Here is a 21,414-nt window from a genome sequence, read left to right on the forward strand (position 1 = left end):
AAAGGCTGGGTTTCTTGGTCAATGTCGGGCTGAACTATCTGACGCTGTCGCGCGCGGCGGGCACGCTTTCGGGCGGCGAAAGCCAGCGCATCCGGCTTGCCAGCCAAATCGGTTCGGGCCTGACGGGGGTGCTTTATGTGCTGGACGAACCCTCGATCGGCCTGCACCAACGCGACAATGACCGGCTGTTGTTGACGCTGAAAAACCTGCGCGATGCGGGCAATACCGTGCTGGTGGTCGAGCATGACGAAGACGCCATTCGGGTTGCCGATTACGTCTTTGACATGGGGCCGGGGGCGGGGGTGCATGGCGGTGCGGTGGTCAGTCACGGCACGCCTGCGCAGATCATGGCCGATCCGGCCAGCCTGACCGGGCAATATCTGTCCGGCGCGCGCGCGATTGCGGTGCCACGCACACGGCGCGCGGGTTCGGGCAAAAAGCTGACGGTGGTGGGGGCCACCGGCAACAACCTGAAAAACGTCACCGCCGAATTCCCCTTGGGCAAGTTCATCTGCGTGACCGGTGTGTCGGGCGGCGGCAAGTCGACGCTGACGATTGAAACCCTGTTCAAGACCGCCGCCACCCGCCTGAACGGCGCGCATGAAACGCCAGCCCCTTGCGAAACCATCAAGGGGTTCGAGCATCTGGACAAGGTGATCGACATTGATCAGCGCGCGATTGGCCGCACCCCGCGCTCGAACCCTGCCACCTATACCGGCGCTTTTGGCCCGATCCGCGATTGGTTTGCAGGCCTTCCCGAAGCCAAAGCCCGCGGCTATGCGGCCGGACGCTTCAGCTTTAACGTCAAGGGCGGGCGCTGCGAGGCCTGTCAGGGTGACGGCGTTTTGAAGATCGAGATGAACTTTCTGCCCGATGTCTATGTGACCTGCGAGACCTGCAAGGGTCAGCGCTATAACCGCGAGACATTGGAAATTAAGTTTAAAGACAAAAGCATAGCTGGCGTTCTTGATATGACATGTGAAGAGGCTCTGGGCTTTTTCCAAGCCGTGCCCTCGATCCGCGACAAGATGGATGCGCTGTGTCAGGTGGGTCTTGGCTATATCAAGGTTGGCCAGCAGGCGACCACGCTTTCCGGCGGCGAGGCGCAGCGGGTCAAGCTGTCAAAAGAGCTGTCGCGCCGCGCCACCGGTCGCACGCTTTACATTCTGGATGAACCCACCACCGGCCTGCACTTTGAAGATGTGCGCAAGCTGTTGGAAGTGCTGCATGAATTGGTCGATCAGGGCAATACCGTTGTGGTGATCGAACACAATCTGGATGTGGTCAAAACCGCCGATTGGGTGATCGACATTGGCCCCGAAGGCGGCGATGGCGGCGGCGAGATTGTCGCCGTGGGCACCCCCGAAGACATCGTCAAGATCGAGGCCAGCCACACCGGCCGCTATCTGAAAGATCTGTTGCGGCCGCGCTGAAAAAAAGCGCCCCCAAAGGCTTTGGGGGCGGTTTTGCTTAGCGTTTCATCGGGCAGGTGTTCATGCCAAACAGGCTGTAAAGCGGGCAAGACGACATCAGGCCGGTCAGCAGTGGCACCAGGCCGATCAGCTTGGCATAATGCCAAGGCCCGCTGCCATTGTCCAAAAAGAACCAGATCAGCAGACCTGCGCCAAGCACAACCCGCAGGATGCGGTCCGTCGATCCGACATTGGTTTTCAGCATGGGTGTATTCCTTTTATGGGGGACCGCTTTTGCTGCCTTTCCCGAATATACCACATCTTGAATGTATCTCTCTTGATCTTGATCAAGGAAAACGGGGCCGGATGACCGGCCCCGCTTTTATTATTCCATCTGCTTGAAGTTAAACTCGCCGCCTTCTTTGATCCCCGAAGGCCAGCGCGAGGTGATGGTCTTGGTGCGGGTGTAAAAGCGGAAAGCGTCTGGCCCGTGCTGGTTCAAATCGCCGAAAGAGGATTTTTTCCAGCCGCCAAAGGTGTGATAGGCCAAAGGCACCGGAATTGGCACGTTGATGCCGATCATGCCGACATTGACGCGGGCGGCAAAGTCGCGCGCGGTGTCGCCGTCGCGGGTATAGATCGCGGTGCCGTTGCCATATTCGTGATCCATCGCCATTTTCAGCGCGGCCTCATAGCTTTCCGAGCGCACAACCGACAGAACCGGCCCGAAAATCTCTTTGCGGTAGATGTCCATATCGGTGGTGACATTGTCAAACAGGTGAGGGCCAACAAAGAAGCCTTCCTCATAGCCTTGCAGGCTGAAATCGCGGCCATCGACGACAAGATCTGCGCCCTGTGCCACGCCGGTCTCGATCAGCTTCATGATATTGGCTTTCGCGGCAGCGGTGACAACCGGGCCGTAATCAACATCATTGCCCGCAGTGTAGGGGCCAACCTTCAGCTTTTCGATCCGCGGGATCAGCCGTGCGATCAGCGCATCTGCCGTCGCCTTGCCAACCGGCACCGCAACCGAGATTGCCATGCAGCGTTCGCCCGCAGCGCCGTAGCCCGCACCCACCAGCGCATCTGCGGCTTGGTCAAGGTCTGCGTCTGGCATGATGATCATGTGGTTTTTCGCACCACCAAAACACTGCACGCGCTTGCCGTTGGCCGTGCCGCGCGCATAGATATATTGCGCAATCGGGGTCGAGCCGACAAAGCCGATGCCGGAAATCGTCTCATTGTCCAAAATCGCGTCGACCGAATCTTTGTCGCCGTTGATCACTTGCAACACGCCGTCGGGCAGGCCCGCTTCTTTAAACAGGGCGGCCAGCATCATCGGCACGCTTGGCGCGCGCTCGGAGGGTTTCAGGATAAAGGCATTGCCGCAGGCCAAAGCCGGCCCCATTTTCCACAGCGGGATCATTGCTGGAAAGTTGAAAGGTGTGATGCCAGCGGCCACGCCGATCGGCTGGCGCATCGAATACATGTCAATGCCGGGGCCGGCGCTGTCGGTGAACTCGCCCTTCAGCAAATGCGGCGCGCCGATGCAAAACTCGATCACTTCCAGACCGCGCTGAATGTCGCCCTTGGCATCGGGAATGGTCTTGCCATGCTCGCGCGACAGCGCTTCGGCCAGCTTGTCCATATCGCGGTTCAACAGGCCAACCATCGCCATCATCACCCGCGCGCGGCGCTGTGGGTTGGTGGCCCCCCATTTCACTTGCGCAAGCGCTGCATCTGCGGTGGCCGCATCCAGCTCTGCTTTTGACGCCAGCGCAAGCTTTGCCTGCACTTCGCCGGTGGCTGGGTTGAACACATCGGCAAACCGCCCCGAAGTGCCCGCGACAGTTTTCCCGTTAATCCAATGACCGATTTCTTGCATGGTATTCTCCCTAAGTTGCGGATGTTATACCCTTGCGAAATTGCTGCGAACAGAGGCAATATCTCAAACAGGTTTTGCATTTTTGCAAAGGGGCGGCGATGGATTGGGATGACTTGCGGATCTTTCTGGCCGTGGTGCGGGCGGAAAGCCTGTCTGGGGCAGGGCGGGGGTTGAAGATTGACCCCGCCACGGTTGGGCGGCGGGTGGCGCGGCTGGAGGAGTCCGTCGGCGCGCGGCTGTTCACCAAAACCCCACAGGGCTATGCGCTGACCGAAGCGGGCACGCGGCTGCAAAGCCATGCCGAGCGCGCCGAGGCTGCGGTGCTGGGGGCAAGCGATGCGGCAGAGGGGCCAGAGCGGCTGACCGGCCAGATCCGGCTGGGCGCGCCCGATGGCTGCGCCAACTATCTGCTGCCGCAGGTTTTGGCGCGGATCTGCGACGCCAATCCCGGGCTCGAGGTGCAGGTGGTGGCGCTGCCGCGGGTGTTTAACCTCTCCAAACGTGAAGCCGATATGGCGATTGGCGTCAGTCGGCCCGAAGCGGGGCGCTTGACGGTGCAAAAGCTGACCGATTACCGCCTGCACCTTGCTGCTTCGCGCGACTATCTTGCTCGTCATGCCGCGATTTTAACCCCCGCTGATCTGCAAGCGCACCGCTTTGTCGGCTATATTCCCGACATGATCTTTGACAAGGAACTGGATTATCTGACCGAGATTGGGGTGAAAGCGCCGCCTTTGGCCTCGAATTCGGTCTCGGTTCAGTTGAACTTTCTGCGCCACGCTGCGGGGGTTGGGGTTGTGCATGACTTTGCCTTGCCAGCCGCCCCCGAACTGGTGCGGGTGATCCCCGATCAGATCAGTCTGACCCGCAGCTTTTGGCTGATCCGCCATGCCGACGACGGCCGCGTGGCGCGCCTGAACCGTTTTGCCCAGCAGCTTTTGGCCGAGATTCGTAAGGAAATGCAGCGGTTAGAGGCTGTTGCCGAAAACGCGGTGCAGCCTCAGCGCGCATGAAAGCCCTTGCATCGGCGGGCGCAATATTGTTGCGTAGGCAGACGCACAGCAGGAGGGCTTCATGCGCATCGGACTTTATCCCGGAACGTTTGATCCGATCACGCTGGGCCATGTTGACATCATTCAGCGCGCGATGGCCTTGGTGGATCGGCTGGTGATTGGTGTGGCCATCAACCGCGACAAGGGCCCAGCCTTTGGTTTGGAGCAGCGCGTTGCGATGGTTCAGGCCGAATGCGAAGGCATCATCGCCAAGACGGGGGGCGAGATTATCGTGCATCCGTTTGAAAACCTGCTGATTGATTGCGCCAATGATGTTGGTGCGACGGTGATTGTGCGCGGCCTGCGAGCGGTTGCAGATTTTGAGTATGAATTCCAAATGGTTGGGATGAATCGTGCGATGGATGCCACCATTGAAACCGTGTTTTTGATGGCCGACGCACGCCGTCAGGCGATTGCTTCCAAGCTGGTAAAAGAGATCGCGCGTCTGGGTGGCGATGTCTCGAAATTCGTCACCCCGGCGGTGAACACTGCGCTGATCCAGCGCTATGCCAAGCCTGTGTAAAAAATCATTGGAATTTTTGTTCCACTGACGTAGATTTGGTACGAAGAAGTTGGAAAAGAACGCCCCATGGAAGTTGATGATCTGCCCGTGACCGCGCCCGAAAGCGTCGAGGCCTTTTTGGCGCGTCTGACGCAGATCTCGCAGGGGCTGCCGCGCCGCTTGCGTCAATGCGCCGATCATATTGCCGCCAATGTTGACCGGATCGCGGTCTCGACCGTGGCTGAACTTGCGACGGGGGCCGATGTGCCGCCCTCGGCGCTGATGCGGTTTTGCCAGATCATGGGCTACTCGGGGTTTTCCGAGATGCAAAAGATGTTCCGCGAGGCCTATGCGCCGGGCTTTCCCGATTATGCCACGCGTCTGAAAAACCTGAAACAAGCAGGGTCGGGCACCGCCTCGGCGCTTTTGGCGGAATTTGTGGACGCGGGGCGGATCTCCCTTGAATCCTTAGTGAAATCCACTGACGAAGCGGCGCTGACGACGGCGGTCGAGCTTTTGGCTCAGGCCGATACGCTGCATGTCGTGGGTCTGCGCCGCGCCTTTCCGATTGCCAGCTATCTGGCCTATGTCTTCGAGAAAATGGCCGTGCCCGCGATGCTGCATGACAGCGTTGGCAAGCTGGATCATCGCCATGCCCTGCGCGCGGGCGATGCGGTTTTGGCGATTACTTTCGCGCCCTATTCCGAAGAAACCATAGCACTTGCCGCCGAAGCGCATGGCCGTGGTCTAAGTGTGGTGGCGCTGACGGATCGGTTGACCAGCCCGCTTGCCCGCTCGGCCGATGCGGTTTTGACGGTGCCCGAGGTGGATTTCGGTGCCTTTCGCTCGCTTTCGGCGACCTTGGCCTTGGCGCTGACGCTTGCGGTTGCCGTTGGCGCGCGCCGCGACGAGACCGCGTAGAAAACACTTTCGCCGCACGGATTTTTGGAATAAATGTTCCAAAACGCGGGCGTCAGCTGTGATTCCGCGCCGTATTGCTGGGGATGTAGATGAAAACCTTGGATGTGATCACGATCGGGCGGTCTTCCGTCGATCTTTATGGCGCGCAAATTGGCGGTCGGCTGGAAGATATGGGGTCATTCCAGAAATATATCGGCGGCTCGCCCACCAATATGGCGGCGGGCACGGCGCGGTTGGGGCTGAAATCGGGGCTGATCACGCGGGTCGGCGACGAGCATATGGGCCGCTTTATCCGCGAAGAGCTGGCGCGCGAAGGCGTTGATACCCAAGGCGTGGTCACCGACCCTGCGCGGCTGACGGCCTTGGTGATCCTTGGCATCCGCGACGAGCATCAGTTTCCGCTGATTTTTTATCGCGAAAACTGCGCCGATATGGCGCTGTGCGAAGATGATATCGCCGAGGATTACATCGCCAGCACCCGCGCAGTGATCGCCACCGGCACGCATTTGTCGCATGCCCGCACCGAAGCCGCGGTGATCAAGGCGCTGAAACTGGCGCGCAAACATGGTGCGCAGACGGCGTTGGATATCGACTACCGCCCCAATCTTTGGGGGCTTGCGGGGCATGGCGACGGCGAAAGCCGCTTTATCGAATCTGCGGGCGTCACGGCTAAGTTGCAGGCGCATCTGCATTATTTCGATCTGATCGTCGGCACCGAAGAAGAGTTTCACATCGCAGGCGGCTCGACCAATACCATCGAGGCTTTGCGGGCGGTGCGCGCGGTCTCGAAGGCCACGCTGGTGTGCAAGCGCGGGGCTGCGGGGGCTGCGGCCTTTGAAGGCGCGATCCCTGACACATTGGATCAGGGCCAGACCGGCCCCGGCTTTCCGATCGAGGTGTTTAACGTGCTGGGGGCGGGCGACGGCTTTATGTCGGGGCTGACCAAGGGCTGGCTGGATGGCGAAAGCTGGCCGAATGCGCTGAAATACGCCAATGCCTGCGGGGCTTTTGCGGTGTCGCGGCATGGCTGCACCCCGGCCTATCCAAGCCTTACGGAGCTGCAGTTTTTCCTGGAACGCGGGGTGAAAACCCCTGCGCTGCGCAAAGATGCCGAATTGGAACAGATCCATTGGTCGACCAATCGGCGCAAAACCTGGTCGCAGGTGCGCGCCTTTGCCTTTGATCACCGCCTGCAATTGGAAGAGGTGGCGGGCTCGACGCCCGAGAAGATGGCGGCCTTCAAAGAGCTGTGTCTGGACGCGGTCTTGCAGGTTTCACGAGGCGAGGCGGGCTACGGTCTGCTTTGTGACAATCGGCTGGGCAAATCGGCGCTGCACCGCGCGGCCGGGCAGGGGCTTTGGATCGGGCGGCCGGTGGAATGGCCGGCCTCGCGCCCCCTGACGCTTGAACCCGAACTGGGGCCTGATTTTGGCGGCCTGTCGGAATGGGCGCTGGAAAACACCGTCAAGGTTTTGTGCTTTTGCCACCCCGATGATCAGCCCCAGATGCAGGCCGAGCAAGAGGCGACGATCACGCGGCTGTTCCATGCCTGCCGTCGCAACCGCTTGGAAATGCTGCTGGAAGTCATCCCTTCCAAGGTTGGCCCTGTCGATGATCTGACCACGGCCAAGCTGATCTCGCGGTTTTATGACATCGGCATTTACCCCGATTGGTGGAAGTTGGAGCCGATGCAAAGCCGGGCTGCTTGGGCCGCCACCTGCGAGGCGATCACCAGCCGCGACGCCCATACCCAAGGCATTGTTATTCTGGGGCTTGGGCAATCAGAAGCCGAGCTTGCCGCCTCGTTCCGCTTGGCGGCAGAATTCCCGCTGGTCAAAGGCTTTGCCGTGGGCCGCACGATTTTCGCCCAGCCCTATGCCGATTGGATCGCAGGGCGGATTGACGATGCCAGCACAACCGCCACAATGGCCGAGGGTTTCCGCCGCTTGTGCGGCATCTGGGACGCCGCACGCAAAGGAGCACAGCCATGACCACCATCCGTTTGACCGCCGCCCAAGCCATGGTGCGCTGGCTGTCGGTGCAGATGACCGAAGACGGCAACCGCTTTATCGAAGGCGTTTGGGCGATCTTTGGCCATGGCAATGTCGCAGGTCTGGGCGAGGCGCTTTACGCCCACCGCGAGGTTTTGCCGACATGGCGCGGCCATAACGAACAAACCATGGCGCATGCGGCGATTGCCTATGCCAAGGCGCAAAAGCGCCGCCGTGCGATGGCGGTGACCACCTCGATCGGGCCGGGCGCGCTGAATGTGGTGACGGCTGCGGGTGTGGCCTTTGCCAACCGCCTGCCGATGTTGATTATTCCGGGCGATGTCTTTGCCAACCGCGCCCCCGATCCGGTGCTGCAACAGCTAGAGGTGTTTAACGACGGCACCGTCAGCGCCAATGATTGCTTTAAGCCCGTCAGCCGCTATTTTGACCGCATCCTGCGGCCTGAACAGATCATGACGGCGTTGCCGCGTGCGCTGCGGGTGATGACCGATCCCGCCGATTGCGGCCCAGTGACGCTGGCGTTTTGCCAAGATGTGCAGGCCGAGGCCTATGACTATCCGGCCTCGTTCTTCACGCCCAAGGTCTGGAAAATTCGTCGTCCCGAGGCGGATGCTGATGAATTGGCCGAAGCGATTGCGGCGATCAAGGCGGCGAAGAACCCGGTGATCGTGGCAGGCGGCGGTGTGATCTATTCGGGCGCGGAAGCCGCACTTGCGGCCTTTGCCTCGACCCATGTGATCCCGGTTGTAGAAACGCAGGCCGGCAAATCCAGCCTTGCTTTTGATCATCCGCTGAATTTTGGCCCCGTGGGCGTGACGGGGGCGGCCTCGGCCAATGCGGTTTGCGAGGCGGCGGATCTGGTGATTGGGGTTGGCACGCGGTTTCAAGATTTCACCACCGGCTCGTGGTCGCTGTTCAAGAACCCCGAGCGGCGGATCTTGTCGATCAACGTCGCCGCCTATGACGCCTATAAGCATGGCGCGCTGAACCTTGTCTCGGATGCGCGCACAGCGCTTAGCGCAATCAGCAAGGCCCTGCACAACCGCATCTGGCCCAAGCCCTTGTGGTTGCAAGACGATTGGGCCGCAGTGACGGCAGGCGTCAAGGCCGCGCCAAAGGCGGCTGGTTTGCCCACCGATATGCAGGTGATTGGGGCAGTGCAGCGCAGTGCGGGGCCCGATACCGTGGTGATGTCGGCTGCGGGCACCATGCCGGGCGAATTGCACAAGATCTGGGACGCGCCTGTCGGCGGGTATCATATGGAATACGGCTTTTCCTGCATGGGCTATGAGATTGCAGGCGCCATGGGCATCAAAATGGCGCGGCCTGATGCGGATGTGATCTGCATGCTGGGCGATGGCAGCTATATGATGGCCAATTCCGAACTTGCCACCGCTGTGATGATGGGTCTGGCCTTTACCGTGGTGATCACCGATAACCGGGGCTATGGCTGCATCAACCGGTTGCAAAAAGGCACCGGTGGCGCAGGGTTCAACAACCTTTTGGACCAAAGCTATCATGTGAACCCCAGCCATATCGACTTTGCCGCCCATGCGGGCGCTATGGGTGCGCATGCGGTGAAAGTGGCGACGATTGCCGAGCTTGAGGCCGCCTTGCGCGCCGCCAAAGGGGCTAAAATTCCGCAGGTCATCGTGATCGACACCGATCCTTGGCCCGGAACCGAGGCTGGCGGTACGTGGTGGGAGGTCGGCGTGCCCGAAGTCTCGACCCGCGCCGAGGTGACGGCAGCCCGCGCAGCCTTTGAAAAACATCAGAAACTTCAGCGTCTTGCTGACTAAACGTGTGACATCATGATCAAATACGGCACCAATCCAATCGCTTGGACCAACGACGACGACCGCAGCTTGGGCGCGCATATCAGCCTGGAGCAATGTCTGGATGAGACCGCAGCCATCGGTTTTGACGGTATTGAGAAGGGCCATAAAATGCCGCTGACGCCCGAGGGGCTGACGGCGCTGTTTCAGCCGCGCGGGATTTCCTATATCTCGGGCTGGCATTCGACCAATTTGCTGGTCAATTCGGTCGAGGCCGAAAAGGCCGCGATGCAGCCCTATCTGGATCTGCTGAAAGCCATGGGCTGCAAGGTGATTATCGTTTGCGAGACCTCGAACGCCATTCACGGCGACGACAGCAAAGCGGTGAACGATCGCCCGCATCTGGCTGATGCAGACTGGAAGGCCTTTGGTCAGGGCATCGAGGCGCTGGCGGCGTTTTCGGCAGCCCAAGGTGTGACCTTGGTTTATCACCATCACATGGGCACGATTGTCGAGGCCGAATGGGAGATTGACCGGCTGATGGCCGAAACCGGCCCGCATACGCATCTGCTTTTGGACACTGGACACTGCTATTACGGCGGCGGCGATCCGCTGCGGGTGGCGAAAAAGCATATGGCGCGGGTGGGGCATATTCACGCCAAAAACGTGCGGGCCGAGATTGCCGCACAGGTGCGCGAACAGGGGTTGTCGTTCTTGGAAGGCGTGCGGCGGGGCGCGTTTACCGTGCCGGGCGATGCCGAAGGGGCGGTGGATTTTGTCAGCGTTTTGGAAGTGGCAGCGCTGCATGGCTATCAGGGCTGGTTGGTGATCGAGGCCGAGCAGGACCCTTCGGTGCGGCTGCCGTTTGAGTATCAAAGTCTGGGTTTGCGCAGTTTGAAGGCTTTTGCCAAGCGGGCAGGCTTGGACGGCTGAAACTGGCGGCAGCGGGGGCCAGCCCCCGCACCCCCGGGATATTTTTAGACAGATGAAAGGCGCGAAGATGGCTGATTTGCTGCGAAAACCACTGGGGGTGTCGGGCAAGGTGCATGACATCACGCCTGAAAGCGCGGGCTGGGGCTATGTCGGCTTTGGACTTTACCGGCTGAAGGCAGGCGAGAGCGTGGCCGAGGTGACGGGGTCGCGCGAGGTGATCTTGGTGCTGGTCGAGGGGCTGGCGCATATCGAGGCCGCGGGGCAGGATTGGGGAGTGATGGGCGCGCGGATGGATGTGTTCGAGCGCACCCCTCCGCATTGTCTTTATCTGCCCAATGACAGCGATTGGCGCGCCACTGCCAGCAGCGATTGCACGCTTGCGGTTTGTTCTGCGCCCGGCAAATCGGGCCATGTCGCGCGGCGCTTGGGGCCAGAGGGAATTACGCTGACCCCGCGCGGCACCGGCGCCAATACCCGCTATATCAACAACATCGCCATGGAGGCCTTGGATGTGGCAGACAGCCTGTTGGTGACAGAGGTGTTCACGCCTGCGGGCAATTGGTCGTCTTATCCAAGCCATCGTCATGATGAGGATGATTTTCCGCGCATGACCTATCTGGAGGAGAGCTATTATCACCGCTTGAATCCGGCGCAGGGCTTTGGGGTGCAGCGGGTCTATACCGAAGACGGCAGTCTGGATGAAACCATGGCCGTGAAAAACCACGATGTGGTTTTGGTGCCCAAGGGCCATCATCCTTGCGGTGCGCCTTATGGTTATGAGATGTATTATCTGAACGTCATGGCAGGGCCGCGGCGCAATTGGCGGTTTCAGAATGATCCTGACCATGACTGGATCTATCAACGCGATACGGCGGCAGTCTAAGGCCTAGAGCGACGCGCTGTCGATCAGTCGAACCACGATTGGGCCTGCGATGCGTCTGAGTTCGGCCAGCACCAGCGCTTGTTGCGGCAATTTGGCCGATAGCACCAGACATTGGCCGGCAAAGCCAAGCGATTTTAGCCGCTCCAATACGATGACAGCGTCAAAATCTGCGCTGACCAGCGGGCAGACCACGATTTCCGGGGCAAGCTGATGCAGTTTTTCGGCGCTCAGTTCTGTAAAGCCGATGTGGTGCCCCGCTTGCAGATCTGCGGTCAAATTTGCGGTTGTCTGGCTGATAAACAATAAGGAGCCATTGGTTTGATACACGGAGCGTCACCTTGAAAGAAATATGTCTTTTGAAAATGGGCTATGTCTAAGAATTTCATAAATATAGAGAATCAACTTATTGGTGCGGATAAACCCGCGCTTGAGGGTTAAATTTTTCACATTGCTGTTGCTCGATCAAGTCAGAACTGGTCTGAGGGCAGCAAGAAAGTCACCGCAGCGGGGCCGCAGAAATGGAAAGCCGGATCGAAACTTTGGCGGTGTTGCAGGGTCTGCCTTTGGCGGCCTTGGTGGTTGATCCAGATGCGCGGATCACGCTTGCCAATGACGCCGCGCTGGCGCTTTTTGGGCAGGCGCTGCTGGGGCGTCACCATGGCATCAGCTTTCGTCAGCCGGATTTTATTCGCGCGATCGAGGCAGCCTTAACGGGGCGGGGCGGCTCGAAAGTGCGGCTGGCGATTTCAGCGGTGGCGCAGGATGTGATCTATCAGGTCACTGTCAGCCCGCTGCCCTCGGGGGCGCTTTGCGTGTTTGAAGATCACTCGGCCCTGGAGCAGATGGGGCAAATGCGGCGGGATTTTGTTGCCAATGTTAGCCATGAATTGCGCACGCCGCTGACAGCGCTTTTGGGGTTTATCGAGACTTTGCAGGGCCCTGCGCGTAATGATGCTGCCGCGCGTGAGCGGTTTTTGGCGATCATGGCGCGTGAGGCGGAACGCATGAGTCGGCTTGTGCGTGATCTGTTGCATCTAAGCCGAGTGGAGGCCGAAGAGCTGCGCCGCCCGACCGAAGCCGTCGATCTGGCAGCCCTGCTGCGCGGGGTGGCGAGCGGGTTGCGCACGGTTGCGGAAACCGCGCGGGTGGGGCTTGTGTTGGAGGGCTGTGACGCACCGCTGATGCTGCGCGCGGATGCCGATCAGATGACGCAAGTGATGAACAATCTGGTCGAAAATGCCATCAAATACGGCAGCCCTGTGGGGGCGGTGGTGCGGGTCACGCTGGGCAAAGAGATCGCGCCGCGCGGTGAGCAGATTGTGCTGCGGGTGATTGACCAGGGCGAAGGCATTGATTCGCTGCATATTCCGCGCTTGACCGAGCGGTTCTACCGCGTCGATGGTCACCGCTCGCGCGAAAAGGGCGGCACGGGGCTGGGGCTTGCGATTGTAAAGCATATCGTTAATCGCCATCGCGGCCGCTTGGTGATCGAGAGCGAAAAGGGCAAGGGCAGCCGCTTTTCGGTGCTTTTGCCTTTGGCCTAGCACCGGCATCGATGAGGCCGCCTAATTTGCGCCGAGCGTTGTTGCGCCAGCTTGCAAAAATACGCGCCAAATGCTTTGCATAAACCCAATTTTCCCAGTGGTGCGCGTAAAGATTGGAGACTGCGTAAATGTCGAGCCCCTCGCTGCAAAGCCGTGCTATAGCCTTGATTTCCCATAATTTGTTTTCAACTGCTGTGCTGAGTGTCGTGTTGTTTAACGCGGCCTTGCTGGGGGCTGAAACATCGCAAAGCGTGATGGCGCGGGCGGGGGGAGTGATTGTGTTGCTGGACCGGCTGTGCCTAAGCTTTTTTGTGGCAGAGTTGCTGGTGAAGGTTTTTGCGCTGCGCTGGGGCTATCTGCGCGATGGCTGGAATTTGTTCGACTTTAGCATCGTGGCGATTTCGTTGATGCCCGGGGCGGGGGGGCTTACGGTGTTGCGTGCGATGCGGGTGCTGCGGTTGCTGCGGGTGATCTCGGTTGCGCCAACGCTGCGGCGGGTGGTCGAGGGGTTGCTGAACGCTTTGCCAGGGATGGGGTCGGTGTTTTTGCTGATGGGGGTGATTTTTTACATTGGCGCGGTGATGACGACGAAACTCTTTGGCGCGGCCTTTCCTGAATGGTTCGGCGGGCTTGGTCGCTCGGCCTATTCGCTGTTTCAAATCATGACCTTGGAAAGCTGGTCGATGGGTATTGTGCGTCCGGTGATGGAGGTTTTCCCCTATGCTTGGCTGTTTTTTGTGCCTTTTATCTTGGTCACAACCTTTGCTGTGGTGAACCTTGTTGTCGGTTTGATGGTGAATTCGATGCAAGACGCGCATCAAGCCGAGGCGCGCCAGCAAACCGATAGCTATCGGGATGATGTTTTGTCGCGTTTAACCGAGATTGAAGCCGCCATGAAGCGGTTGGCCCCGCCGCCGCCGCGTTAACTTTCGTCACAAAACGGGCTCGAATCGTGCGGGCTGGGCGGACTTTTTGCACGACCCCTGCGGTTTTTGCGTCGGGTCTGGGCGAAAAGCTTGTGGATAACTGCTGATATTACGCCAGATCCGAGTTTTGGCTGGCGTCTGTCATAAAACTGTTACACAAACGTCACAAAAGCTATGTCTAAGCGGCTTAGACGGAGCGGCGAAGGTTGGCCATGCGGGGCAGCCTCAGTGTTAAAACAGGAGAGCATTATGTCTCTGATGAAACTCATTCCTTCGGCCATCGCAATCTTGGCAGCTTCGACCGTTGTGGCTTCGGCCCGTGATCAGCTGCAAATCGCAGGCTCTTCCACCGTTCTGCCCTACTCAACCATCGTTGCCGAGGCTTTTGGCGAAAATTCCGGTTTTAAAACCCCCGTTGTCGAGGGTGGCGGTTCGGGTGCTGGTCGGAAGAAGCTGTGCGAAGGCGTTGGCGAAGGCACCATCGACATCGCGAACTCTTCCTCGCGCATCAAGCAATCTGACCTTGACGCTTGCGCCGCAAATGGCGCGAAAGACGTCATGGAAGTCCGCATCGGTTACGATGGCGTGGTTTTCGCAACCGACATCAACGGTCCTGACTTTGTGCTGACGCCTGCTGATTTGTTCGGCGCTTTGGCAGCTGAAGTGGCAAAAGACGGCGCAGTTGTGGCGAACACTGCCAAAACTTGGGCTGATGTAAACGCAGCTTTGCCCGCGCAAGACATTCTGGCTTTCATCCCTGGTACCAAGCACGGCACACGCGAAGTGTTTGACATCAACGTGTTGGAAGCTGGCTGCAAAGACTCGGGCGCCTATGATGCCTTCTTGGCTGCCTCGACCGGCGCTGATGACGATGCAAAGAAAAAAGAGGCTGTTGGCAAGTGCATGGCTGTGCGCACCGATGGCGTTTCGGTTGACATCGACGGCGACTATACCGAGACCCTGTCGCGCATTGCGGCCAATACCAATGCAATGGGCGTCTTCGGTCTGTCCTTCTATGAGAACAACACCGACAAGCTGAAAGTGGCTTCGATGAACGGCGTTGTGCCTTCGGTCGAAACCATCGCAAAGGGCGAATACCCGGTGTCGCGTCCGCTGTTCTTCTACGTCAAGAAAGCCCATATCGGCGTGATCCCTGGCCTGAAAGAGTACATCCAGTTCTTCGTCTCGGATGAGATGGCGGGCCCTGGTGGCAAATTGGCAGACTACGGTCTGGTTCCAGATCCAGAATTGGCAGCGACCCAAGCCGCTGTTGAGGCTGAAACGCCAATGGCGCCTTTGAACTAAGCTAACCTTAAGGGCGCGGCTTTGGTCGCGCCCTTGATCTTTTGTCTGGCAGGATAAACATGAGCATTGGCCTTCTTTCCCTGATCATCCTTATCCTTGCGGCATTGGGATATAGTATCGGCAAAGCCCGCGCAGTCGGGCAAGTGTCTGGCGATATTCGCAAACTTCATTCTCTTCCGCCGTTTTATGGCCGCATCACGGCGCTGATGACCGCGGTCCCGGCGTTTTTTTTAGTGATCGCTTGGCTTTTGGTCGAGCCACTGGTTCTGGAAACCCATGCGCTGTCTTTGATTGATGCTGCGGAAATTCCGCAGGGGCAATCGGCTGATCTGGTGATGTCAGATGTGCGGCGTGTTGCGGCGGGGCTGGATCTGCTACAAGCGCGCGGGGCGGATGTAGCGCAGCTGCTGACAGATGCGACAAGCCTAAAGACCGCCCTGAACGAGGGCGGCATTGTGCTGCAAAACGAGCCCACGCCGTCGACGCTGGCTGCAAGCCTTGCGCTGCGCGAGGCGGGATCGACCTCGCGGCTTGGTTTGGTGGTTGCGGCTTTGGCGCTGTCTCTGGCCGGTCTGATCTTTGGGTTGCGCCGCATCAACCCAGAGTTTCGCGCCCGCAATGCCACCGAAGCCTTTGCGATGTGGCTGCTGATGGGGTGTTCTTTGATTGCGGTCTTGACCACTATCGGCATCGTAGGCTCGCTTTTGGTGGAATCGATCCACTTTTTCCGGCTTTATCCGATCACAGATTTTCTGTTCTCGACAAATTGGTCGCCAAAGTTTGGCGGTGGCGGTTCGCTGGGGATTTTGCCTTTGCTTTGGGGCACGCTCTATGTCTCGGCGATTGCGCTGCTGGTGGCGGTGCCGATTGGGCTGTTGTCGGCGATTTATCTGGCCGAATATGCCAGCCGCGCCACGCGGTCTTGGGTGAAACCGGCGATCGAGATTTTGGCCGGTATTCCGACGATTGTTTACGGTCTGTTTGCGCTGGTCACCGTTGGCCCCTTGTTGCGCGATTACTTTGCGCAACCCTTGGGTCTGGGCAATTCCTCGTCTTCGGTGCTGACGGCGGGTCTGGTGATGGGGATCATGGTGATCCCTTTTGTGTCCTCGCTGTCGGACGATATCATCAACGCGGTGCCGCAATCGTTGCGCGACGGCTCTTTGGGGCTGGGGGCGACGCCTTCGGAAACTGTGCGGCAAGTGGTGCTGCCTGCCGCGCTGCCCGGCATTGTTGGCGCGGTGCTTTTGGCCGCCAGCCGCGCGATTGGCGAGACGATGATCGTGGTGATGGGGGCAGGGGCTGCGGCAAAACTGTCGCTGAACCCGCTTGAGGCGATGACCACCGTCACCGTCAAGATCGTCAGCCAGCTGACCGGCGATACCGAATTTGCTAGCCCCGAGACGCTGGTGGCCTTTGCGCTGGGGCTGACTCTGTTCACTCTGACGCTTGGATTGAACGTGATTGCACTGGTGATCGTGCGGAAATATCGGGAGCAATACGAATGAGCCGTGTCTCGCTTTACCAACAAGACCCACGCACCGCGACGCGCAATGCCGCCGAGAAACGCTTTCGTGCCTATGGCCTGACGGCGATCATCATTGCGTTGCTTGCCTTGGTGTGGCTGCTGATCTCGATCTTTTCCAATGGCTTGCCGGCTTTCAAACAGACTTTTCTGACCTATCCCGTCACATTGGATGCGGCGATTTTGGACAAGACCGGCGCGCGCGATCCAGAGGTTTTGGCGAAAGCCACGACGATGACCTATGAGAAGATCTTGCTGCAATCGCTGGATGCTGAAATCAAAGCGCGCGGCATTGATGTGGGTGAACTAAACCCGAAAAAGCTGGGCAATCTGATCTCGGGTGAGGCGCCTGCAACCCTGCGTTCGCGCGTGCTGGCGGACCCTTCACTGATCGGGCAGACCGTGGTTGTCAACGTGCTGGCCGGCGGTCGGATTGACGGCTATTTCAAAGGCCGCGTCACGATGGAAAGTGCCGCCTTGGATAAAAACACCTCGCCCGAGCAATTGGCGTTGGCTGATAATCTGAAGGCGGCGGGCATTCTTGAGATGCGGCTGAACCCCGGGTTTCTGACCATGCCCGATGCGTCTGACAAACGCCCCGAAGCGGCGGGTTTGGGCATTGCGATCATCGGTTCGCTTTACATGATGGCGGTGGTTTTACTGCTGGCGCTGCCGATCGGGGTTGCGGCCTCGGTTTACCTGGAAGAATTCGCGCCGAAGAACAAATTCACCGATCTGATCGAGGTGAATATCGCCAATTTGGCGGCTGTGCCCTCGATTGTTTACGGCATCTTGGGGCTTGCGATCTTTATCAACATCGTCGGGCTGCCGACCTCGGCGCCGATTGTCGGCGGTTTGGTGCTGACGCTTATGACCCTGCCGCGCATCATCATTCCAACGCGGGCCGCGCTGAAAGCCGTGCCGCCGTCGATCCGCGATGCGGCGCTTGGCGTCGGTGCAAGCCGGTTGCAGACCGTCACCCATCACGTTTTGCCGCTGGCAATGCCGGGGATCTTGACCGGCACCATCATCGGCCTTGCGCAAGCCTTGGGCGAAACCGCGCCGCTTTTGCTGATCGGCATGGTCGCCTTTGTGCGCGACTTTCCCGAAGCCCCACCTGCGGGCCTGTTTGACCCAGCCGCCGCTTTGCCGGTGCAGATCTACAACTGGACCACCCGCGGCGATCCGGGCTTTGTCGAGCGTGCCTCGGGGGCTATTATCGTGCTGTTGGTGTTCTTGATCGCGATGAACGCGGTTGCGATCTACCTGCGTCGCAAATTTGAACGCCGCTGGTAAGGTCAGGAAACCAAAATGAAAGACCAAAGATTGGAGAGCCGCGTGGACAGTCACACCATCAAAATTCAGGCCCGCAAGGCGCAGGTCTATTATGGCAGCAACCACGCCATCAAAGACGTCGATGTTGATATTTTTGACAAGACCGTCACCGCCTTCATCGGCCCCTCGGGCTGTGGCAAATCAACGTTTCTGCGCTGCATCAACCGGATGAATGACACCATCGACTCCTGCCGCGTTGAAGGCTCGATCACGCTGGAAGGCGAGGATATCTACGATCCGCGCGTCGATCCGGTGCAATTGCGCGCCCGCATCGGCATGGTGTTTCAAAAGCCGAACCCGTTTCCAAAGTCGATCTATGACAATGTCGCCTATGGCCCCAAAATCCACGGCCTGACCCGCAACAAGGCCGAGCTGGACGAGATCGTCGAATCCTGTCTGCGCAAGGCGGCGCTGTGGAACGAGGTCAAAGACCGGCTGCTCTCGCCTGGCACCGGGCTTTCGGGCGGTCAGCAACAGCGTCTGTGCATTGCGCGCGCCATCGCCACCAGCCCCGAAGTGCTGTTGATGGACGAGCCTTGTTCCGCGCTTGACCCGATTGCCACCGCGCAAGTCGAAGAGCTGATCGACGAGCTGCGCAGCCAGTTTTCGGTGGTGATCGTCACCCACTCGATGCAGCAGGCCGCGCGCGTGTCGCAGCGCACCGCGTTTTTCCACCTTGGGAACCTGGTTGAATTTGGCGAAACCGGCCAGATTTTCACCAATCCGCAAGACCCGCGCACTGAATCCTATATTTCCGGCCGGATCGGCTAAGGAGCGACCATGATCAAAGATCCCCATATCGCCAGCGCCTTTGACCGCGACCTCGAGGCCGTGCAAGCCCTTATCATGCGGATGGGCGGTCTGGTCGAACAGGCGCTGGCCGATGCCGCCCAAGCGCTGGATACCCAAGACGACGCTTTGGCCGAACAGGTGCGGCGCGGCGATGCGGCCATTGACGCGCTGGAAGAATCGATCAACGCCGAATGTGCGCGGGTGATTGCGCTGCGCGCGCCGATTGCCACCGATCTGCGCACGGTGCTGACGGTGATGAAGATCGCAGGCAGCCTTGAACGCTGCGGCGATTACGCCAAGAACCTTGCCAAGCGCACGCCTGTGTTGACCGCGATGTCGCCGATCCCGGGTGCCTCTGGCTCGGTGCGGCGGATGGCGCGGCAGGTCAGCATCTTGCTGAAAGACGCGCTGGATGCCTTTGTCACCCGCGATGCGGGTCTGGCCGCCGATGTGCGTCTGCGCGACCAAGAAGTGGATCAGATGTACAACGCGCTCTTTCGCGAGTTTCTGACCTTTATGATGGAAGACCCGCGCAATATCTCGGCCTGTATGCATCTGCATTTTATTGCCAAGAATATTGAACGTGTGGGCGACCATGCCACCACGATTGCCGAGCAGGTGATCTATCTGACCACAGGCTCGATGCCCGAAGATATGCGTCCCAAGGCTGGGCTTGCTGGGGGCGAAGACTGATGGCTGGTCCGGTTCCCGTCGTACTTTTGGTCGAGGATGAACCGGCGCAACGCGCGGTTTTGACCTATAACCTTGAAGCCGAAGGCTTCGAGGTGCAGGCTGCCGATAATGGCGAAGACGCTTTGGCGCTGATTGCCGAAGGCGCCCCCGATCTGATCTTGCTGGATTGGATGATGCCGCATGTATCGGGTATCGAGGTTTGCCGCCGTCTGAAAGCCCGCCCCGAGACGCGGTCGATCCCGATCATCATGCTGTCGGCGCGCTCGGAAGATGTTGATAAAGTGCGCGGTTTGGAAACTGGCGCTGATGATTATGTCATCAAACCCTATTCAGTTTCAGAGCTGATGGCGCGTCTGCGCGCACAACTGCGCCGCACCCGGCCTGCAACTGCAGGGCTGGTGTTGGAATGGCAGGACATACGGCTTGATACCGAAACCCACCGCGTGCATCGCGGCGAGGATCTGCTGAAACTGGGGCCAACCGAATTTCGCCTGCTGGCCACCTTTATGGAAAAACCCGGACGGGTGTTTAGCCGAGAGACCCTGCTGGACCGGGTTTGGGGCCGCGACATCTATGTCGATACCCGCACGGTCGATGTGCATATCGGGCGCCTGCGCAAATCGCTTTGCGCGCAGGGCGGCGAAGATGTGCTGCGCACCGTGCGCGGCGCCGGCTATGCGCTTGGCTAGGATCTGGACCCCAGCGCCAGCGGTTTTCTTACAAATATGTAAATATGGCGTGCAACCGGCGTAAGGCAGCTGCGTTTATCTATCGCTGCTTCATGGCTGTTGCGCGCGGGTTCACCCAGCCTCGCGTTGCGCTGGGTCAAAGGGGCCGCTACGGGCGTGGCAGTGCAGCGCCGCGCTCGTAGCGCAAATCCGCCAGCATAAAGCCTACAGCCGCGCCAGCCTTTCGGTCAAAAGATCAAAAAAGCCCTGCGCATCGACATCTCCTATGAAATAGGCATTGGCAGGCCGATCCGTTACCCCCCACCAGTCGGCGACGGTCATGCCAAGCGTCAGCTCGGATTGGGTTTCGATCTCGACGTTGATATGGCGGCCTTTGAACAGATCGGGCTGGATCAGATAGGCGATCACTGTCGGGTCATGCAGCGGGCCGCCGTCGGATCCGTATTTTTCTTTGTCAAAGCGTTCAAAGAAATCGGCCCAATCTGCGGCGACGCGGCCCACAGGGCTGCCGATGGCACGAAAGGCTTCGACCCGCGCGCGGGTGGTCAGCACCTTATGCGTCACATCCAGCGGCATCACCACCAAGGGCACGCCAGATTTGAAAACAATCGCCGCAGCCTCGGGGTCGACATAGATGTTGAACTCGGCGGCAGGGGTGATGTTGCCAACCTGAAAATAGGCGCCCCCCATCAGCACGATCTCTTGCACCCGCGCGATCACATCGGGGGCCTGCAAAAACGCCTGCGCTATATTGGTCAGCGGCCCAAGCGGGCAGAGCGTCACCGTGCCCGCAGGTTCGCGGCGCAGGGTTTCAATGATAAAATCAACGCCGTGTTGGTCTTGCAGCGCCATCACCGGCTCGGGCAGGATCGGGCCATCAAGGCCGGTTTTGCCATGCACATGCTCTGCGGTGACCAATTTGCGCTGCAAGGGGCGATCACAACCGGCAAAAACCTTGGTCTGCGGCTTGCCCGCCAGCTCGCAGATCATCCGGGTGTTCTTTTGCGTCAGCGCCAGCGGCACATTGCCCGCCACCGCCACAATGCCCAGCACCTCGACCTCGGCCGGACTGGCAAGCGCGAGCAAAATCGCAAAGGCGTCGTCCTGACCGGGGTCGGTGTCGATGATGATTTTACGCGGATGAGGGATCATGTTTTGCTCCTGCTTTGGCATCAGCAAACGCCATTGCAGGAGCTTTGTCCATCCGGTCAAAATCAAAATCTGCGGGTG

At 59.3% G+C, this 21,414-nt stretch carries 20 protein-coding genes; 16 read left to right on the forward strand and 4 right to left on the reverse strand.

Features of this window, described 5'->3' with window-relative positions:
• On the forward strand, positions 1 to 1,433 hold a 1,433-nt coding region (gene uvrA, locus V7Q10_RS06830; protein ID WP_333868316.1), incomplete at its 5' end, for an excinuclease ABC subunit UvrA.
• Positions 1,434 to 1,470: 37 nt separating this feature from the next.
• Here the strand turns inward: uvrA and V7Q10_RS06835 are convergent.
• A complete protein-coding gene (locus V7Q10_RS06835; RefSeq protein ID WP_333868317.1) occupies positions 1,471 to 1,677 on the reverse strand; it encodes a YgaP family membrane protein in 207 nt (68 codons plus the stop codon).
• A gap of 120 nt (positions 1,678 to 1,797) precedes the next feature.
• Positions 1,798 to 3,297, reverse strand: a complete 1,500-nt coding sequence (locus V7Q10_RS06840; protein ID WP_333868318.1) for a CoA-acylating methylmalonate-semialdehyde dehydrogenase — start codon at positions 3,295 to 3,297, stop codon at positions 1,798 to 1,800.
• A 98-nt stretch (positions 3,298 to 3,395) separates the two neighbouring features.
• On the opposite strand from V7Q10_RS06840, the gene V7Q10_RS06845 reads away from it, so the two are divergent.
• From V7Q10_RS06845 to iolB, 7 genes are all read left to right on the forward strand, one after another.
• The gene (locus V7Q10_RS06845) at positions 3,396 to 4,310 is read left to right on the forward strand and encodes a LysR family transcriptional regulator (protein WP_333868319.1); all 915 of its coding nucleotides are present in this window, start codon (positions 3,396 to 3,398) and stop codon (positions 4,308 to 4,310) included.
• Positions 4,311 to 4,371: 61 nt separating this feature from the next.
• A complete protein-coding gene (gene coaD / locus V7Q10_RS06850; RefSeq protein ID WP_333868320.1) occupies positions 4,372 to 4,872 on the forward strand; it encodes a pantetheine-phosphate adenylyltransferase in 501 nt (166 codons plus the stop codon).
• Between the two features lie 66 nt (positions 4,873 to 4,938).
• Entirely contained in the window at positions 4,939 to 5,772 is an 834-nt protein-coding gene (locus V7Q10_RS06855; RefSeq protein WP_333868321.1) for a MurR/RpiR family transcriptional regulator, read from the forward strand.
• Between the two features lie 89 nt (positions 5,773 to 5,861).
• Positions 5,862 to 7,763, forward strand: a complete 1,902-nt coding sequence (locus tag V7Q10_RS06860; protein WP_333868322.1) for a bifunctional 5-dehydro-2-deoxygluconokinase/5-dehydro-2-deoxyphosphogluconate aldolase — start codon at positions 5,862 to 5,864, stop codon at positions 7,761 to 7,763.
• Positions 7,760 to 9,583 carry a 3D-(3,5/4)-trihydroxycyclohexane-1,2-dione acylhydrolase (decyclizing) gene (gene iolD / locus V7Q10_RS06865; protein WP_333868323.1) on the forward strand — a complete coding sequence of 608 codons (1,824 nt, stop codon included), beginning with the start codon at positions 7,760 to 7,762 and terminating at the stop codon, positions 9,581 to 9,583. Before V7Q10_RS06860 ends, iolD begins: the two co-directional genes overlap by 4 nt.
• Before the next feature lie 12 nt (positions 9,584 to 9,595).
• Complete coding sequence (gene iolE, locus V7Q10_RS06870; RefSeq protein ID WP_333868324.1) at positions 9,596 to 10,492, forward strand: myo-inosose-2 dehydratase; 897 nt, start codon at positions 9,596 to 9,598, stop codon at positions 10,490 to 10,492.
• 67 nt (positions 10,493 to 10,559) lie between these two features.
• Positions 10,560 to 11,375 (forward strand): 5-deoxy-glucuronate isomerase, encoded by an 816-nt coding sequence (gene iolB / locus V7Q10_RS06875; protein ID WP_333868325.1) that lies wholly within the window; start codon positions 10,560 to 10,562, stop codon positions 11,373 to 11,375.
• Positions 11,376 to 11,378: 3 nt separating this feature from the next.
• Here iolB and V7Q10_RS06880 read toward each other — a convergent pair whose 3' ends face one another.
• Complete coding sequence (locus tag V7Q10_RS06880) at positions 11,379 to 11,702, reverse strand: hypothetical protein (protein WP_333868326.1); 324 nt, start codon at positions 11,700 to 11,702, stop codon at positions 11,379 to 11,381.
• A 191-nt stretch (positions 11,703 to 11,893) separates the two neighbouring features.
• Here V7Q10_RS06880 and V7Q10_RS06885 point away from each other — a divergent pair, with 191 nt between their 5' ends.
• The 8 genes from V7Q10_RS06885 to phoB all read left to right on the forward strand — a co-directional run bounded on the left by V7Q10_RS06885 (position 11,894) and on the right by phoB (position 20,184).
• Complete coding sequence (locus V7Q10_RS06885) at positions 11,894 to 12,919, forward strand: ATP-binding protein (protein ID WP_333868327.1); 1,026 nt, start codon at positions 11,894 to 11,896, stop codon at positions 12,917 to 12,919.
• A gap of 128 nt (positions 12,920 to 13,047) precedes the next feature.
• Entirely contained in the window at positions 13,048 to 13,845 is a 798-nt protein-coding gene (locus V7Q10_RS06890) for an ion transporter (protein ID WP_333868328.1), read from the forward strand.
• A 249-nt stretch (positions 13,846 to 14,094) separates the two neighbouring features.
• Positions 14,095 to 15,150, forward strand: coding sequence for a PstS family phosphate ABC transporter substrate-binding protein (locus tag V7Q10_RS06895; RefSeq protein ID WP_333868329.1), 1,056 nt, complete (start codon positions 14,095 to 14,097; stop codon positions 15,148 to 15,150).
• A 59-nt stretch (positions 15,151 to 15,209) separates the two neighbouring features.
• Positions 15,210 to 16,658 carry a phosphate ABC transporter permease subunit PstC gene (gene pstC / locus V7Q10_RS06900; RefSeq protein ID WP_333868330.1) on the forward strand — a complete coding sequence of 483 codons (1,449 nt, stop codon included), beginning with the start codon at positions 15,210 to 15,212 and terminating at the stop codon, positions 16,656 to 16,658.
• Positions 16,655 to 17,971, forward strand: coding sequence for a phosphate ABC transporter permease PstA (gene pstA / locus V7Q10_RS06905; protein WP_333868331.1), 1,317 nt, complete (start codon positions 16,655 to 16,657; stop codon positions 17,969 to 17,971). The genes pstC and pstA overlap by 4 nt, the downstream gene beginning before the upstream one ends.
• Positions 17,972 to 17,986: 15 nt before the next feature.
• Positions 17,987 to 18,781 carry a phosphate ABC transporter ATP-binding protein PstB gene (gene pstB, locus V7Q10_RS06910; protein ID WP_333868332.1) on the forward strand — a complete coding sequence of 265 codons (795 nt, stop codon included), beginning with the start codon at positions 17,987 to 17,989 and terminating at the stop codon, positions 18,779 to 18,781.
• A gap of 9 nt (positions 18,782 to 18,790) precedes the next feature.
• The gene (gene phoU, locus V7Q10_RS06915; RefSeq protein ID WP_333868333.1) at positions 18,791 to 19,495 is read left to right on the forward strand and encodes a phosphate signaling complex protein PhoU; all 705 of its coding nucleotides are present in this window, start codon (positions 18,791 to 18,793) and stop codon (positions 19,493 to 19,495) included.
• A complete protein-coding gene (phoB, locus tag V7Q10_RS06920; RefSeq protein WP_333868334.1) occupies positions 19,495 to 20,184 on the forward strand; it encodes a phosphate regulon transcriptional regulator PhoB in 690 nt (229 codons plus the stop codon). The genes phoU and phoB overlap by 1 nt, the downstream gene beginning before the upstream one ends.
• A 204-nt stretch (positions 20,185 to 20,388) precedes the next feature.
• Here phoB and V7Q10_RS06925 read toward each other — a convergent pair whose 3' ends face one another.
• Positions 20,389 to 21,336, reverse strand: a complete 948-nt coding sequence (locus V7Q10_RS06925; protein ID WP_333868335.1) for a nucleoside hydrolase — start codon at positions 21,334 to 21,336, stop codon at positions 20,389 to 20,391.
• Positions 21,337 to 21,414 lie beyond the last annotated feature (78 nt).

The sequence above is a fragment of the Cypionkella sp. genome, from assembly GCF_036782355.1.
Lineage (GTDB): Bacteria > Pseudomonadota > Alphaproteobacteria > Rhodobacterales > Rhodobacteraceae > Cypionkella.

Bases quoted from the DNA above. Each gene is read 5' to 3' on its own strand.
- iolD (WP_333868323.1), top strand. From the start codon at position 7,760: ATGACCACCATCCGTTTGACCGCCGCCCAAGCCATGGTGCGCTGGCTG.
- phoB (WP_333868334.1), top strand. From the start codon at position 19,495: ATGGCTGGTCCGGTTCCCGTCGTACTTTTGGTCGAGGATGAACCGGCG.
- V7Q10_RS06835 (WP_333868317.1), bottom strand. From the start codon at position 1,677: ATGCTGAAAACCAATGTCGGATCGACGGACCGCATCCTGCGGGTTGTG.
- pstA (WP_333868331.1), top strand. From the start codon at position 16,655: ATGAGCCGTGTCTCGCTTTACCAACAAGACCCACGCACCGCGACGCGC.
- V7Q10_RS06890 (WP_333868328.1), top strand. From the start codon at position 13,048: ATGTCGAGCCCCTCGCTGCAAAGCCGTGCTATAGCCTTGATTTCCCAT.
- pstC (WP_333868330.1), top strand. From the start codon at position 15,210: ATGAGCATTGGCCTTCTTTCCCTGATCATCCTTATCCTTGCGGCATTG.
- iolB (WP_333868325.1), top strand. From the start codon at position 10,560: ATGGCTGATTTGCTGCGAAAACCACTGGGGGTGTCGGGCAAGGTGCAT.
- V7Q10_RS06860 (WP_333868322.1), top strand. From the start codon at position 5,862: ATGAAAACCTTGGATGTGATCACGATCGGGCGGTCTTCCGTCGATCTT.
- V7Q10_RS06840 (WP_333868318.1), bottom strand. From the start codon at position 3,297: ATGCAAGAAATCGGTCATTGGATTAACGGGAAAACTGTCGCGGGCACT.
- V7Q10_RS06895 (WP_333868329.1), top strand. From the start codon at position 14,095: ATGTCTCTGATGAAACTCATTCCTTCGGCCATCGCAATCTTGGCAGCT.
- V7Q10_RS06855 (WP_333868321.1), top strand. From the start codon at position 4,939: ATGGAAGTTGATGATCTGCCCGTGACCGCGCCCGAAAGCGTCGAGGCC.
- pstB (WP_333868332.1), top strand. From the start codon at position 17,987: ATGAAAGACCAAAGATTGGAGAGCCGCGTGGACAGTCACACCATCAAA.
- V7Q10_RS06925 (WP_333868335.1), bottom strand. From the start codon at position 21,336: ATGATCCCTCATCCGCGTAAAATCATCATCGACACCGACCCCGGTCAG.
- V7Q10_RS06845 (WP_333868319.1), top strand. From the start codon at position 3,396: ATGGATTGGGATGACTTGCGGATCTTTCTGGCCGTGGTGCGGGCGGAA.
- iolE (WP_333868324.1), top strand. From the start codon at position 9,596: ATGATCAAATACGGCACCAATCCAATCGCTTGGACCAACGACGACGAC.
- V7Q10_RS06885 (WP_333868327.1), top strand. From the start codon at position 11,894: ATGGAAAGCCGGATCGAAACTTTGGCGGTGTTGCAGGGTCTGCCTTTG.
- phoU (WP_333868333.1), top strand. From the start codon at position 18,791: ATGATCAAAGATCCCCATATCGCCAGCGCCTTTGACCGCGACCTCGAG.
- coaD (WP_333868320.1), top strand. From the start codon at position 4,372: ATGCGCATCGGACTTTATCCCGGAACGTTTGATCCGATCACGCTGGGC.